The sequence below is a fragment of the Mycolicibacterium sphagni genome (genome assembly GCF_002250655.1).
Taxonomy (GTDB): domain Bacteria; phylum Actinomycetota; class Actinomycetes; order Mycobacteriales; family Mycobacteriaceae; genus Mycobacterium; species Mycobacterium sphagni.
The window spans coordinates 45,367-60,421 of record NZ_NOZR01000002.1; the positions used below are offsets into that span (position 1 = coordinate 45,367).

General features: G+C 67.9%; 14 protein-coding genes. 3 read left to right on the plus strand and 11 right to left on the minus strand.

What is annotated here, in order from left to right:
- The 9 genes from CG716_RS02245 to mqo form a co-directional block, all read right to left on the minus strand.
- A complete protein-coding gene (locus tag CG716_RS02245) occupies positions 1–192 on the minus strand; it encodes a hypothetical protein (protein WP_133066855.1) in 192 nt (63 codons plus the stop codon).
- Positions 193–297: 105 nt separating this feature from the next.
- A complete protein-coding gene (locus CG716_RS02250; protein WP_094476062.1) occupies positions 298–1,791 on the minus strand; it encodes an MFS transporter in 1,494 nt (497 codons plus the stop codon).
- Positions 1,792–1,869: 78 nt separating this feature from the next.
- Positions 1,870–3,444 carry an MFS transporter gene (locus CG716_RS02255; protein WP_094476064.1) on the minus strand — a complete coding sequence of 525 codons (1,575 nt, stop codon included), beginning with the start codon at positions 3,442–3,444 and terminating at the stop codon, positions 1,870–1,872.
- A 31-nt stretch (positions 3,445–3,475) separates the two neighbouring features.
- A complete protein-coding gene (gene cobA / locus CG716_RS02260) occupies positions 3,476–4,696 on the minus strand; it encodes a uroporphyrinogen-III C-methyltransferase (protein WP_094476066.1) in 1,221 nt (406 codons plus the stop codon).
- Positions 4,693–6,069, minus strand: coding sequence for a cobyrinic acid a,c-diamide synthase CobB (locus tag CG716_RS02265; RefSeq protein WP_094476068.1), 1,377 nt, complete (start codon positions 6,067–6,069; stop codon positions 4,693–4,695). The genes cobA and CG716_RS02265 overlap by 4 nt, the downstream gene beginning before the upstream one ends.
- A 5-nt stretch (positions 6,070–6,074) precedes the next feature.
- The gene (cobO, locus tag CG716_RS02270; RefSeq protein ID WP_094476070.1) at positions 6,075–6,698 is read right to left on the minus strand and encodes a cob(I)yrinic acid a,c-diamide adenosyltransferase; all 624 of its coding nucleotides are present in this window, start codon (positions 6,696–6,698) and stop codon (positions 6,075–6,077) included.
- Between the two features lie 20 nt (positions 6,699–6,718).
- Entirely contained in the window at positions 6,719–8,536 is a 1,818-nt protein-coding gene (locus CG716_RS02275) for a VWA domain-containing protein (RefSeq protein ID WP_094476072.1), read from the minus strand.
- A complete protein-coding gene (locus tag CG716_RS02280) occupies positions 8,533–9,036 on the minus strand; it encodes a GNAT family N-acetyltransferase (protein WP_094476074.1) in 504 nt (167 codons plus the stop codon). Before CG716_RS02280 ends, CG716_RS02275 begins: the two co-directional genes overlap by 4 nt.
- Positions 9,033–10,616 (minus strand): malate dehydrogenase (quinone), encoded by a 1,584-nt coding sequence (gene mqo / locus CG716_RS02285; protein ID WP_094476576.1) that lies wholly within the window; start codon positions 10,614–10,616, stop codon positions 9,033–9,035. Before mqo ends, CG716_RS02280 begins: the two co-directional genes overlap by 4 nt.
- A gap of 124 nt (positions 10,617–10,740) precedes the next feature.
- Here mqo and CG716_RS02290 point away from each other — a divergent pair, with 124 nt between their 5' ends.
- The gene (locus CG716_RS02290; protein WP_094476076.1) at positions 10,741–11,763 is read left to right on the plus strand and encodes an alpha/beta hydrolase; all 1,023 of its coding nucleotides are present in this window, start codon (positions 10,741–10,743) and stop codon (positions 11,761–11,763) included.
- A gap of 11 nt (positions 11,764–11,774) precedes the next feature.
- Entirely contained in the window at positions 11,775–13,187 is a 1,413-nt protein-coding gene (gene mtr / locus CG716_RS02295; protein ID WP_094476578.1) for a mycothione reductase, read from the plus strand.
- A gap of 10 nt (positions 13,188–13,197) precedes the next feature.
- Here mtr and CG716_RS02300 read toward each other — a convergent pair whose 3' ends face one another.
- Entirely contained in the window at positions 13,198–13,530 is a 333-nt protein-coding gene (locus CG716_RS02300; protein WP_094476078.1) for an ArsR/SmtB family transcription factor, read from the minus strand.
- A 78-nt stretch (positions 13,531–13,608) separates the two neighbouring features.
- Between CG716_RS02300 and CG716_RS02305 the strand changes: the two genes are divergently transcribed.
- Positions 13,609–14,319, plus strand: a complete 711-nt coding sequence (locus tag CG716_RS02305) for a zf-HC2 domain-containing protein (protein ID WP_094476080.1) — start codon at positions 13,609–13,611, stop codon at positions 14,317–14,319.
- 4 nt (positions 14,320–14,323) lie between these two features.
- Here CG716_RS02305 and CG716_RS02310 read toward each other — a convergent pair whose 3' ends face one another.
- Positions 14,324–14,989, minus strand: coding sequence for a DUF5134 domain-containing protein (locus CG716_RS02310; RefSeq protein ID WP_094476580.1), 666 nt, complete (start codon positions 14,987–14,989; stop codon positions 14,324–14,326).
- Positions 14,990–15,055: the final 66 nt, after the last annotated feature.

The window sequence follows — 15,055 nt, forward strand, 5'->3', positions numbered from 1 at the left end:
TTACCCGAACCGCATCCGCAGGGCGTGGAGCAGTCCACGCACCTCGTTGATGCGCGCATTGGACTCGAATTGTTCGACATCGTCCAGCTCTCGGCGCAGGATGTCCTCGAAAATGCGTGCCTGCGCCTGATCAGCGGGATGCGCCGGCCGGTTGGGCCAGGACTCGAAGGGCTCGTACGGTACAGCAACCACGCTCATCACCCACAGCCTCGGCCTCCTTCCACCCGGATCCGTTACCGCGCCGTACCGGCTGGGTAAGGATAAGTTCACGCACGTGTATGCCGCAGTGTGAGCGGGCTACAGCTCGCCGGCCTCGACGGCTTCGCGGGTGTGCTGTGCGGCGGCGATGTCCCTGGTGGAGAAGCCGATCCCCAGGGCGGCAACCCCGACCAGAACCGCGATACCCGCCACCCACAGCAGCGAATACGTGTAGCCGTAACCGAGCGCGTCGAGCTGCGCGGGCGTCATGTATTTCACCGGTCCCGTCGTCCCGCCCAGATACAGCGTGCGGGAGGTCTGCACGGCCTGAATCACCACGAGCACCAGCGGGCCGCCGAGATTGAACACCATCAGGGTGACCGACGAGACCGGGCCGATCTCCCGCGGGCCGACGTTGGCCAGCGTGCACAGCGGCAGGATCACCGAGATGATCCCGATTCCCAGGCCGCCGACGGCGATCGGGACGAACAGGTCGGGGAAATACGGGATCGAGCGGTTCAGCGTCGAGCCGTAGAGCATGGCTGCCAGCACCAGCAGCCCGCCACCGAGGATCACCCATCGCGGCGGCACCCGCAGCGCCAGCTTGGTGGCTGCCACGTTGCCCACCACGAACGCGGCGGCGAACGGCATGAAGCAAATACCCGCCCGCAGCGGCGAGTAGCCGAGTACGTCCTGGACGAGCAGACCGATCATCACGCTCAGGGTGAGCATCACGCCGCCGGCCAGGAAGTACGCCACGAAGGAGGCGACCCGGCTGCGGTTGTCGAATATCGAGAACGGCACCAGCGGGTTGTCGGCGCTGCGCTCGACGACCAGGAAGGAGACGAAGAACACCGCCGCGGCCACTCCCGCGCCGATCACCCACGGATCGATCCAGCCTCGGGGCGGGCCCTGGGTGAAGACCAGCACGGCCGATGTACACGCCAGCGTGGCCAGCATCGCACCGCTGACATCGAGCTTGAGGCGTTCGTGCCGGGTTTCCTCGAGCCGGGTGAGTGCCACGACGATGATGAAGATCCCGATCGGCACGTTGACCAGGAACGCCAGCCGCCACGACAGGCCGGTCAGCGCACCGCCCAGGACGAGGCCCAGCACCGACCCGAGGCCCTGCATGGCCGCCGACACCGCCAGCGCCTGATTGCGCGCATGCCCCACGGCATAGGTCGTGGCGATCAACGCCAGACCGGTCGGTGCGGCCACCGCGGCGCCCATGCCCTGCACCGCGCGCGCCACGATCAGCGTCCACTGGTCGTTGGCCAACCCGCAGGCCAGCGAGGCGATGGTGAACACCCCGACGCCGGAGATGAAGGCCCGTTTGTGGCCCACCGCGTCGCCGACGCGGCCGCCGAGCAGCAGCAGCCCGCCGAACGTCAGCACGTAGGCCGTGATCACCCAGCTCTTGGAGGCATCAGACAGGCCGAGCTCGGCCTGCATACGCGGCAGCGCGACGATCACGATGGTGCCGTCCAGCGTGGACATCAGCTGCATACCGGTGATGGCGACGATCGCGACGCCTAGGACGCGGGACGCAAGCTGCCTGGTGGCGGGTAGAGGACCGCTCACGCCAGACATGAATAGCAACCCTACCGCCCCGAACTGGGCGGACCGGCAGGCCGCAGCGCGGGAAACCGCGCCGAAACCGAATGGAGACTAAAGCTCTCCGGCGTCGATCGCGTCCTTGACTTCCTGCGCGTGCGCGACCTGCGCTGCGGTGTAGCCGATGAACAGCGCCACCGCACCCACGATCACTGCGACGGCGGCGACCCAGAGCAGGCCGTATGTGTAACCCTGATCCAGGGCGTGCAGCTGCGCCGGGTTCATCTTCTTGACCGGGCCGGTGGTGCCCCCCAGGTACAGCGTCCGCGAGGTGATCACGGCCTGGATGATGGCCAAAACGACCGGGCCGCCAAGGTTTTGCAGCATCAGCGCAATCGCCGATACCGGGCCGATCTGGTCGAAGCCGACACCGGCGATGGCCGACACGGTCAGGGGCACCACGATCATGCCGATGCCGAAGCCCCCGACGGTGATCGGGATGACCAGGTTCGGGAAGTACGGGATGCCACCGTTGAGCGTGGAGCCGTAGATCATCGCGCCCAGAACCAGCACGCCCCCGGCTATGACCAGCAGCCGCGGCGGGAAGTACGACACCAGCTGCGACGACAGGCCCAGACCGATGCCGAGTGCGATCACGAATGGAATGAAGCCGATGCCTGCGCGCAGCGCGCTGTAGCCCATGATGTCCTGCACGTACAGGCCGATCAGCACGGTCAGCGTGAACATCACGCCGCCGGCGAGGAACACCGCGGCGAAAGTGGCCACCCGGTTGCGATCGCGGAACAGGCTGAACGGCACCACGGGGTTGACGGCCCGGCGCTCGACGAAGACGAACGCGACGAAGGCCACGACGGCTGCGGCACCGGCGGCCAGCGTCACCGGGGACGCCCAGCCGTTCTCGGGTGCCTGAGCGAATCCGAACACCGCCGCGGTACAGCCGATGGTGGCCAGCAGCGCACCCGCGGCGTCCATCTTCATCCGCTCGCGCTGGGTTTCCCGCAGGGTGTTGCGGGCCAGGTAGATCATCAGCAGGCCGATCGGCACGTTCACCAGGAACGCGAATCGCCACGAAACCTCGACCAGCGCCCCGCCGACCACCAGACCCATCACCGAGCCGATGCCCGTCATGGCGGCGAACACCGCGGTCGCGGCGTTACGCGCGGGCCCCTTCGGGAAGGTGGTGGCCACCAGCGCAAGACCGGTGGGTGAGGCGATCGCGGCGCCGACGCCCTGCAGCAGGCGCGCGACGACCAAGGTGGTCTCGTCCCAGGCGATACCGCACAGCACCGAGGCGATGGTGAACAGCGCGACACCGACGATGAAGGTGCGCTTGCGGCCGATGGTGTCGCCCAGCCGGCCGCCGAGCAGCATCAGGCCGCCGAACGTCAGCACGTAGGCGGTGATGACCCAGCTGCGGCCCGCATCGGACAGGCTCAGCTCGTCCTGAATCTTGGGCAACGCGACGATCGCGACAGTGCTGTCCATGGTTGCCAGCAGCTGCATACCGCCGATGGCGGTCACCGCGGCGAGGAAGCGTCGCGACGGCAGCCAGGTCGGATACTTGCTGGCCGGCACTATGGTCGCCGGCTCGAGGCGCATGGGGACAGCGCGCTCTGAACTGTCGGCGTGGCGATTGCTCGCTCGCTCAGCGTCGTTGAGAGCCGTCATAGCGAGCTACCCTACAGTAATCTTAAGGAATCTATAAGCGCCGAAGGTCGCTCAGTCCTACGACGGGACCGATGACGATGATCGCCGGCGGCCGAATTCCGTCAGCTTTTATGCGCTCCGGCGCGTCCCGCAGCGTGGTCCGCACAATCCGTTCAGCGGCTGTTGTTCCGTGCTGCACCACCAGAACCGGCGTTTCCGCAGGTCGACCGCCTGCGGTCAGGGCGTCTGCGAACAATTCGATGCGTTCGACCGCCATCAGCAAAACTATCGTTCCCGACAATTGGGCCAATGCATTCCAATTCACTAACGATTCCGGATGGTCAGGTGCTAAATGGCCGCTGACCACCACAAATTCGTGATTGACCGCCCGGTGGGTGACCGGAACCCCGGCCATCGCGGGCACCGATATGGCACTGGTCACACCCGGCACCACTGTGACCGGTATTCCGGCCTCGGCGCAGGCGAGAACTTCCTCATATCCGCGGGCGAAGACGAACGGATCTCCGCCTTTGAGGCGCACGACGAAGCGGCCCTGCCGGGCCCGTTCTATAAGAACGTCGTTTATCGCTTCCTGAGCCATCGCCCGCCCGTAGGGAATCTTGGCGGCGTCGATCACTTCGACGTGCGGCCCGAGTTCGGCGAGCAGCTCCGGTGGGGCCAGCCGGTCGGCGACGACGACGTCGGCACGGGCCAGCAGCCGGCGGCCGCGGACGGTGATCAGCTCGGGGTCACCGGGCCCGCCGCCCACCAGCGCGACGGTGCCGGGCGTCGCGTCGGCCGTTTCGGCTGCGATCAGCCCCTGCTGGAACGCTTCGTGGATGGCGGAGCGGATGGCCGCCGAGCGGCGGTGTTCCCCGCCGGCCAGCACGCCGATCACCAACCCGTCGTGGTCGAACGAAGCCGGGGTGACGGCCGAGCCTTCTCTGGCGACGTCGGCGCGCACACAGAAGATCTGACGCCGGTCGGCCTCGGCGACGATGGCCGCGTTGACGTCCGCGTCGTCGGTCGCGGCGATGGCATACCAGGCGCCCTCGAGGTCGCCGTCGCGATAGTCCCGCAATGCCAACGTGATACCCGGCTTCTGGGAGGACAGGACTTCCACCGCCGGAGTCGCGGCGCGGGCGATCACGTGTACGTCGGCATCGCTTGCGATGAGCAGCGGTAGGCGTCGTTGGGCGACCGTCCCGCCGCCGATCACCACGACCTTCTTACCGGCCAGCTTCAGGCCGACGAGGTAGGCGTTCTCGGTCACCGGGCGAGCTTAGTGAATGCGGCCGCGTGTTGAACAAACCGTGCGACCGAGCGCGGCTGGGCAACAGGATGGGTGTGCAGATATGAAGCGTGCACCCCCGCACACACCGCGCCTTCGCGCACCGGCTGGCGGTCACGCCCCCGGAACGCCCAGGCCGGGTCGAATCCACCGACGAATTCGGCTGTGGTGCGGTGGAATTCGTGGCCGACGACGCGCTGTCCCGCCGGGTGCAGTGACGATTCGGCCAACGCCACAGCGTCGCGGTAGCCCAGGGTCAGCCGCTGGGTGAACCGGGCCGAACCGGCCAGCACCCCGCACATCGGGTGACCGTCCAGGTCGTCCATCAGATAGGCCAGTCCGCCGCATTCGGCGTGCACGGGTGCGCGACGGGCCAGTTCGCGGATCTGGGTGCGCAGTTCGGCATTGGCCGACAACTCACCCAGGTGTTGCTCGGGAAAGCCACCAGGCAGCACCAGCGCCGTGGTGTGCGCGGGCAGTGTTTGCGTGAGCGGGTCGAATTCGACGACGCCGGCGCCAGCGGCGCGGAGCAGTTCGGGGTATTCGGCATAGCCGAAGCTGAAGGCCTTACCGGCGGCGACGGCCACCACGGGGCTGCCTTCCGCGGGTTCACCGACGACATCGTCGGGCGCCCAGGTTGCCGCAGACACCCGCGAGCCGCCGAGCGCGACGACGGCGGCCAGGTCGACGTGGCGGGCGATCAGCGTGGTCATCGCGTCAACCGCGGTATATGCCTGCGCACCATGTTCGACGGCCGTCACCAGACCCAGATGCCGGGAGGGCACCGACAATTCGTCGTGCCGCGGTATCGCGCCGAGCACCGGCACCCCGACCGCCTCGCAGGCCTGCCGCAGGATGTGTTCGTGGCGGGTGGTGCCGATCCGGTTGAGGATCACCCCACCGATGTGAACACCGGGATGAAAGGTGGAAAACCCTTGCAGCACAGCGGCGATACTGTGACTCTGGCCGCGCGCGTCGACGACCAGCAGCACCGGCGCGCCCAGTAGCTCGGCGACGTGCGCGGTCGAGCCGCGGGCCGGGGTGACGATCTGCTCGTCGATGCGGCCGTCGAAAAGGCCCATCACACCTTCGATCACGGCGATGTCGGCGTCGCGGGCGCCGTGCCGGTACAGCGGGCCGATCAGCTCTTCACCGACCAGGACCGGGTCAAGGTTGCGGCCCGGCCGGCCCGCGGCGAGCGCGTGGTAGCCAGGGTCGATGAAGTCGGGGCCGACTTTGAACGGCGCCACTCGATGTCCGGCCGCCCGCAGCGCGCCGATCAAACCGGTTGCGACTGTGGTCTTCCCGCTCCCCGATGCGGGGGCGCCGATCACGACGGCGGGGACGCTGCTCATTGTGCTTACCACTCAATGCCGCGCTGGCCCTTGCGGCCGGCGTCCATCGGGTGTTTGACGCATCTCATCTCGGTCACCAGGTCCGCAGCGTCGATCAGCCGCTGCGGGGCGTCGCGGCCGGTGATCACCACATGCTGAGCACCCGGCCGGTTAAGGAGCACGTCGACTACGTCATCCACGGCAACCCAGCCCCACTTCAGCGGGTAGGTGAACTCGTCGAGGACGTAGAAGTCGTGCCGCTGTTCGGCCAGCCGCCCGGCGATTTCGGTCCAGCCATCGGCGGCAGCAATGGCGTGGTCGTCTGGGGAATCGGACTTACGGGGCTGGCGTATCCACGACCACCCCTTACCCATCTTGTGCCATTCGACCGCACCGCCGAGACCCTGCTCGGCGTTGAGCCGGCCCAGCGCGGCGAACGCCGACTCTTCGCCGACCTTCCACTTGGCACTCTTGACGAATTGGAACACCGCCACGCTCATACCGGCGTTCCACGCCCGCAACGCCATTCCGAATGCCGCGGTCGACTTGCCCTTGCCGGGACCGGTGTGGACCGCGAGCACCGGGGTGTTGCGGCGGGCTCGGGTGGTCAGGCCGTCATCGGGTACGGCGACGGGCTGGCCCTGCGGCATGGATGGTCCCCTTCCAACAATCAGGCCGCGCGACGCAAAGCCTGTGCCAGATAGTCTGCGCGCAGCTGCTCCAACTGCAGCAGCGGGGCATCCAGATGCTCGGCCAGATCAGCCGCCAAGCCGAGCCGGACATAGGACGTTTCGCAGTCGACCACCACCGCGGCGGCCCCCTCAGCCACCAGACGGCGAGCTGCAGAGCGGCTGCGCCCCAGCGGATCAGGACCACCGGTGGCCCTGCCGTCGGTGAGCACGACCACCAGCGGGCGTCGGGTCCGGTCCCTGACCCGCTCACGAACCACGACGTCGCGGGCGGCCAAAAGTCCCTGTGCCAGTGGCGTGGTCCCCCCGGTGTCGAACCGGGTCAGCCTGCGCGAGGCGATATGTGCCGACCCCGTCGGGGGCAGCAGGACCCGGGCGCCGTCCTGCCGGAAGGTGATCACGGCGACCTTGTCGCGGCGCTGATATGCGTCGCGCAACAGCGACAGCGCGGCCCCGGACACTGCGGACATCCGGTCCCGCGCGGCCATCGACCCCGACGCGTCGACCACGAAGATCACCAGGTTGCCTTCCCGGCCCACCCGGACCGCCCGGCGCACATCCTCGGGCTGCGGGCGCAGCCGGCCGTTGCCCGCGGCGTTGAGCACGGTGGCGAACAAATGCAATCCGTGGCCCTGGCCGGGGGCGTCGGTGGCAGTGATCACCGCCCCCGATCGGTTGCGCGCGCGCGAGCGCCGGCCGGGGTTGCCCTCCCCCACTCCGGGCACGGTCAGCGCGCGGGTTCGAAACGTCGCGGCCGGTGGTGCCGAGGGGCGCGGCGAGGACGATGAATTACCTTGCGGCGCTGATGGTTCGGCCGATCCGTCAACCGACTGCCCGCCGCCGGACGGATCGGGGTCGGGCTCCGGCTCGGGGCCGCTGTCGGTGGCGGCCAACGCCTCGTCGAGCTGTGCCGGGTCGAGACCGGGATCATCGAACGGGTCACGTCTACGCCGATGCGGCAGGGCCAGCTCGGCGGCCACCCGAATGTCTTCCTGGGCCACAGCTTCTGCGCCCCGCCAGGCCGCGTGCGCCACAGCGGTGCGCGCCACCACGAGATCTGCGCGCATGCCGTCGACGTCGAACGCCGCGCACAGCGCCGCGATCCGGTTCAGTTCTGCGTCGGGAAGCACCACGTCGGCCACCCGCGATCGCGCGGCGGCGATACGACGAGCCAGCTCGGTGTCCTGCTCGGTGTGTCGTGCGGCGAAGTCGACCGGGTCGGCCTCGTACGCCAGCCGCTGACGAATCACCTCGCTGCGCACCGCCACATCGCGGGAGGCGTGCACGTCGACCGTCAGCCCGAAACGGTCCAGCAATTGCGGACGCAGTTCGCCCTCTTCGGGATTCATGGTGCCGATCAGCACGAAGCGTGCCTCGTGGGAGTGCGATATCCCGTCCCGCTCGATGTGCACCCGGCCCATGGCGGCCGCATCGAGCATGATGTCGACCAGGTGGTCGTGCAGCAGGTTGACCTCGTCGACGTAGAGCACGCCGCCGTGCGCGCGGGCCAGCAGACCCGGCGAGAACGCGTGTTCGCCGTCGCGCAGGACCTTCTGCAGATCCAGCGAACCCACCACCCTGTCCTCGGTCGCCCCAATCGGCAACTCGACCAGCCGCGCACCGGAATCGACCTGGGTCAGCACTTCGGCCAGGGCTCGTACCGCCGTCGACTTCGCGGTGCCCTTCTCGCCGCGGATCAGCACCCCGCCGATCTCCGGGCGTACCGCACAGAGTACGAGGGCCAGCCGCAGCTGGTCGTGGCCGACGATCGCGCTGAACGGAAAAGCGGGCGCGCTCACGGCTGTTCGGCTTCGGCGGCGGTATCCGATGTCGCCGGCCAAGCGGCTCCGGTGGTGCGCCGCACCATCGGCACATGCGGGATACCGTCTTCGACGAATTCGTCCCCGGCTGGGACGAAGCCGTGCCGGGCATACATGTCCGCGAGGTAGGTCTGGGCGTCGATCCGGCATACGTAGTCGCCGACTTCGGCGATCGCGGCCTGCAGCAGCCGGGTGGTGTGGCCATGGCCCCGCGCGGCACGCTGGGTGCACACCCGGCCGATGCGGAAGCTCTTCTCCCCGCCGGCGTGCTCTTCCATCAGCCGCAGCGTGGCGATCACCGTGTTGTCGGACTGCTCGAGCCAGAAGTGACGGGTCTCGGCCAGCAGGTCACGGCCGTCGAGCTCCGGATACGGGCAGGCCTGCTCCACCACGAACACCTCGACCCGTAGCTTCAGCAGCTCATAAAGGGTGGCCGCGTCGAGGTCCTTGGCCCAGGAGCGGCGCAAGGCGACCGTCACACCACCCCCGCAGGTTCCGGGCTACCGGAACCCGAAGCGACGGAACCCGAAGCGACGGAAGCGGTATCCGGCCCGGCGGCAAGGGCGGCGCGGCCGGCGGCCCCGTTGCCCAGCCCGAGCACCTTGGAACCGTGCGCCCACACCTCGTCGAACAGTGCCGGGTTCTCCGAGAGCTTGACGCCGAGCGACGGCACCATCTCCTTGAGCTTGGGCACCCAGCCCTGGTAGCGATCGGGGAAACAGCGTTCCAGCACCTCGATCATCGCCGGGACTGCGGTGGAGGCGCCCGGGGATGCGCCAAGCAGGCCGGCGATGGAACCGTCGCCGGCCGCCAGCACCGTGGTGCCGAATTCGAGCACACCGAGCTTCTTGGCGTCGCGGCGGATCACCTGCACGCGCTGGCCGGCGATATCGAGCTCCCAGTCGGAATCTCTTGCGGTGGGGGCGAAGTCGCGCAGGTTGTCGACCCGGGCGGCCTCGGACAGCGCCAGCTGACCGATGAGGTACTTAAGCAGGCCCATCTCGGTGAGCCCTACACCGATCATCGAGGCAAGGTTGTTGGGCTTCACCGACAGCGGCAGATCGGTGATCTTGCCTTCCTTGAGGAACTTCGGCGACCAGCCGGCGAACGGGCCGAACAGCAGCCACGAACGGCCATTGATGACGCGAGTATCCAAGTGCGGCACCGACATCGGCGGGGCGCCCAGCGGCGGCAGGCCGTACACCTTGGCCTGGTGCGCGGCGGCCAGCTCGGCGTTGCCGGTGCGCAGCCACTGTCCGCTGACCGGGAACCCGCCGTAGCCCTTGGCCTCGGGGATGCCGGCCTTTTGCAGCAGCGGAAGAGCACCGCCGCCGGCACCGACGAACACGAACTTGGCCGACAGCTTGCGCTTCTGACCGGTGCGCCGATTGTGGATCTTGACCGTCCAGCCGCCGTCGGATTCCTTGTGCAGGTCAGTCACGTCATGGCCGAACAGCGTGGTCATCCCGCGTTCGGTGCCGTAGCCGAGCAGCTGACGGGTCAGCGACCCGAAGTCGACGTCGGTGCCGTCGGTGGTCCAGTTCAGCCCAACCGGCTCGGAGAAGTCACGGCCCTTGGCCATCAGCGGCAGGCGCCGCGTGAATTCGTCGCGGTCGTCGATGAACTCCATCGTGGCGAACAACGGATTGCGCACCAGGGTGTCGCGGCGACGGCGCAGGTAGTCGACGTGGTCGGTGCCCTGCACGAAGCTGACGTGCGGGATGGGGTTCAGGAAGCTGCGAATGTCGGGCAGGATGCCGTTCTCGTGCGCATAGCTCCAGAACTGCCGGGTGACCTGGAACTGTTCGTTGACGTTGATGGCCTTGGCGATGTCGATCGTGCCGTCGGCCTTTTCCGGCGTGTAGTTGAGCTCACACAGCGCTGAGTGGCCGGTGCCCGCGTTGTTCCACGGATCGGAGCTCTCAGCCGCCGCAGCGTCGAGGCGCTCGACCAGCGTGATCGACCAATCCGGTTGAACCAGTCTCAGCAGGGCACCCAAGGTCGCGCTCATGATTCCCGCGCCAACCAGCACCACGTCGGTCTTGGTGTTATCAGACACCGTCTCGCCGTCCTTCACTCGTAACAGCTGTATCAACAGTCAGGTTATCCCGACTAAGACTCAGTTATTCGGGAGAGTCGCCAGCGCCACACCCCTGGGCATCGTCGCTACTAAGGTAAGGCCTGTGACGGCAGCGCAGGCCGAATGGGCCGACGATGTCCTTCCCGGCTATCAACAGGCCTCCTTGGCCTTGGGGCCGGACCCCGACGGCGAAGGCGATCTCTTCGCCACGCTGGTACGGCCCGCGGGCGGCGCACCGGCCGCCCACACCGTCCTGGCGGTGCACGGATTCACCGACTACTTCTTCAACACCGAACTGGCCGACCACTTCGCGGCCGCCGGATTCCGGTTCTATGCGCTGGACCAACACAAGTGCGGCCGGTCCTGGCGCGACGGTCAAACCCCACACTTCACCACCGACCTCGCCCGCTACGACCGTGAGCTGGAACAGGCGGTCGCGATCATCGCCGCCGAAAACCCAGGCACCAAGATCCTGGTGTACGGCCACTCCGCGGGCGGGCTGATCGTGTCGCTGTGGCTCAACCGGGTGCGTCGCCGCAACGCGACGGCGGCGCTCTCGCTTGCCGGTCTGGTGCTCAACAGCCCGTGGCTGGACTTGCACGGCCCGGCGATCCTGCGCACCCTGCTGACGTCGACGGCGATCGGCGCGATGTCGCGGGTGCGCAAGACCAGGGTGGTGCGCGGCACCACCAAGGGCGGCTACGGGTTGACGCTGCACCGCGACTACGACGGCGAGTTCGACTACAACCTGCAGTGGAAGCCGCTGGGCGGTTTCCCGGTGACGTTCGGCTGGATCCATGCGATCCGCCGTGGCCATGCCACGCTGCATCGCGGGCTGGATGTGGGTGTGCCGAATCTGATCCTGCGTTCCGACCACAGCGTGACCGAGAGCGCCGACGCGTCTGCGATGCAGCGCGGCGACGCCGTACTCGACGTCACCCAGATCGCACGCTGGGCGGGCTGTATCGGCAACCGCACGACCGTCGTTCCGATCCGTGACGCCAAGCACGACGTGTTCCTGTCGCTGACCGAGCCGAGGGTCCAGTCGTATCGCGACCTGTCCAGCTGGCTGGATTTCTACCGTGCGCATCTGGAATCGGCCGCACCGGCCGCCGATCGGGGATAAGGGGAATGTCGTTGGAGCACTTCGATATCGCGATCATCGGTACGGGTTCGGGCAACACCATTGCCGACGAGCACTACGCCGACAAGAAGATCGCGATCTGCGAGCAGGGGGTGTTCGGCGGCACCTGCCTGAACGTGGGCTGCATCCCCACCAAGATGTTCGTTTACGCCGCCGAGGTGGCCCAGACCATCCGCGAGGCCGGCCGGTACGGCGTCGACGCCCACATCGACGGGGTGCGCTGGAACGACATCGTCTCGCGCGTCTTCGGCCGCATCGACCCGCTGGCGGCCGGCGGCGAGCACTACCGCCGTTCGCTGCCGAACGTGACGGTCTACGGCAGCCACACTCGCTTCACCGGTCGCACCGAGAACGGTTACCAGCTGCGCACCGAGAACGGCGAAGAGTTCACCGCCGAACAGGTGGTGATCGCCGCGGGCGCACGGGCGATGATTCCGGAAGCCATCTCGGGGTGTGGCGTGCAGGTGCACACCAGCGACACCATCATGCGTATCCCCGAACTGCCCAAGCACCTGGTGATCATCGGTGGCGGATTCGTCGCCGCCGAGTTCGCGCACGTGTTCTCGTCGTTGGGCACCCGCGTGACGATCGTGATCCGCGGCGGCGGGATGTTGTCGCATTGCGACGACACCCTCTGTGAGCGGTTCACCGATATCGCCGGCAAGAAGTGGGAGATCCGCAGTCATCGCAATATGGTCGGTGCGCACCGCGAGGGTTCGCAGGTGGTCGTCGAGCTCGACGACGGCTCCTCGGTGGCAGCCGACACCGTGCTGGTGGCCACCGGCCGGATCCCCAACGGGGATCTGATGGACACCGATCTCGCCGGGGTCGAACTCGACGAGAACGGATTCGTCGTCGTCGACGAATTCCAACGGACCACGGCGCGTAACGTTTACGCGCTCGGCGACGTGTCCTCCCCTTATCAGCTCAAGCACGTCGCCAACCACGAGGCCCGGGTGGTGCGGCACAACCTGCTGCAGGCCTGGGACGACACCGAGACCCTGATGGCCTCCGATCATCGCTTCGTGCCGTCGGCGGTGTTCACCGATCCGCAGATCGCGTCGGTCGGCCTGACCGAAAACGAGGCCCGCGCAGCCGGTTACGCCATCAAGGTCAAGGTGCAGGACTACTCCGACGTGGCCTACGGCTGGGCGATGGAGGACCACACCGGTTTCGCCAAGATCATCGTCGAGCAGGATTCCGGCACGATCCTGGGCGCCCACATCATGGGCTACCAGGCGTCGTCGTTGATCCAGCCGCTGATCCAGGCGATGAGTTTCGGGCTGGCCGGCCAGGACATGGCCCGCGGCCAGTACTGGATCCACCCGGCGCTGCCCGAGGTGATCGAGAACGCGCTATTGGCGTTGTGCGGCGAGCCCCGCTGGCCGCCGTCGCGTCGGCACTAGCTAACCCGGATCACTCGGTGTGAGCAGCACCGATCCAGTGCAACAGGTCGTGCACAGTGTGGTCTTCCAGGCGGTAGCTGGCCTGTCGGCCCACTCGTGTCGAGGTGACCCAGCCCTGCTGGCGCAACACCCGCAAGGCTTGGGAGACAGCGTTTTCTGATCGTCCGACGGCGGCGGCGAGGTCGCCGACGCAGATCCCGGGCGCCCGGTGCAGCCCGAGCAGGATCTCCAGCCGGTGCGGGTCGGACAACAGGTCGAAGCGCTGGGTCCAGCCGTGAATGTCGACGTCGGCCAGCGCGGACGAGGCGAGCTGGACTTTGACCTCGTCTCCTGGCCCGTCCATGCCTAGGAATCTAGCCCAGGCGGGCGGCCGCGCCCGGGACGCTGGAACAATCCGGCCTCCATACGCGACTATTGGACCGTGGACTGCGATGTCGCCCAGGAGGCGTTGTCAGCCCGGATCGACGGCGAACGCGAACCCGTTCCCGCCGCCCGGGTCGACGAGCATGTCGCGACCTGCGCGAACTGCCGCGATTGGTACGCGCGAGCCGTCGAGCAGACGCAGCAGTTGCGTCGGCTGGCCGGCCGGTCCCAGGTCGCGGCCGTCGCCGCGGCCACCGAGCGGCCCACGTTGTCGCGGGCGCCAAGGCCCTGGTTGCGGTGGACGCTGGCGATCGTCGGACTGCTGCAGGTGGGGTTGGCGGTCGCGCAGGCGTCAGGCGTCAACATCGGGACGTCGGCGGCGGCCCATCACGCAATGATGGGCGGGCACCTGCTCAACGAGTCGACGGCGTGGTCGGCGGCGCTGGGCGTGATCATGGTGGTGGCCGCGGTGCGGCCGGCCGCAGCCGCAGGCCTGGCCGGGGTGCTGACGGTGTTCACCGCGATCCTCACCGGCTACGTGGTCAGCGACGCGATGTCGGGTGCGGTGAGCCTCGATCGGGTCCTGTCGCATCTGCCGGTGCTGGCCGGAACCGTCCTGGCGCTGCTGGTGTGGCGCAAGGCAGGCCCGTCTGGACCGTCACCTCGATCCGATGCACTGCCTGTCACTACCGATGTGGTGTTGCCCGACAAAGCTGCTCGCGGACGGCGGCGCGGGCACCTCTACCCCACCGACGGCTCGGCGGCCTGAGCGCCTACAGCATGACCCCGAACATGATCGCCATGCCCGCGGCCATCATCGACTGGCACAGAAACCCCAGTGGCAGGCCGGCGTCATCCGGCTCGCGGTCCATGCGCATGGCGAGATACCGGACCAGCCAGTACCCCGCAGCGAGCGCGAAGCCGACCGTGCACACCCAATTCAGGACGGTGATGTAGGCCGGGTACCCGCCGCCGGAGCTGTCGTCCATCGGCATGACCATCCCCGGCATAGCCATGCCGGGCATGGTCATCCCCGCATGCCCCGAGTGCCCCACCTGCGCGGGCGCGCCGCTGCCGACGGAGGAACCCTGGCCGGGCAGCAGGTGACCATTCATCACCGCATACATCCATGCCATCGCCAGCATCATCAGCGCGTGATACGTCCCGGCGACCCGGTGACCGGCGCCGATCGGGCTTGCCGTCACCGCGACGAACCAGCCTGTCGCGAACAGGAAGAACACCATCGGTGCCACGGTCGGCAGGGCCGCGCCCCAAGGCCAGGCCATCACCGCCATCGCCGCTGCCATCGCGACGTGCAGCAGTTGGCTGATGATCGTCGCGGGTCGCCGGTTGCCGACGGCGAGCGCATAGAGGCACTCCGCGGCACCGAGGACGAACAGGATGGTGACGATCCATCGCAGGGCGAGATCGTGGATCACCGTGTTGTTCCTCCGTTCGTTCGCGGGCTTCAGCATTGGTCGAAAGCATTGGTCGAACCATCGGAC

Coding starts and splice junctions, on each gene's coding strand:
- CG716_RS02250 (WP_094476062.1), bottom strand. CDS start 1,791: ATGTCTGGCGTGAGCGGTCCTCTACCCGCCACCAGGCAGCTTGCGTCC.
- CG716_RS02255 (WP_094476064.1), bottom strand. CDS start 3,444: ATGACGGCTCTCAACGACGCTGAGCGAGCGAGCAATCGCCACGCCGAC.
- CG716_RS02265 (WP_094476068.1), bottom strand. CDS start 6,069: ATGAGCAGCGTCCCCGCCGTCGTGATCGGCGCCCCCGCATCGGGGAGC.
- cobO (WP_094476070.1), bottom strand. CDS start 6,698: ATGCCGCAGGGCCAGCCCGTCGCCGTACCCGATGACGGCCTGACCACC.
- CG716_RS02300 (WP_094476078.1), bottom strand. CDS start 13,530: ATGGACGGGCCAGGAGACGAGGTCAAAGTCCAGCTCGCCTCGTCCGCG.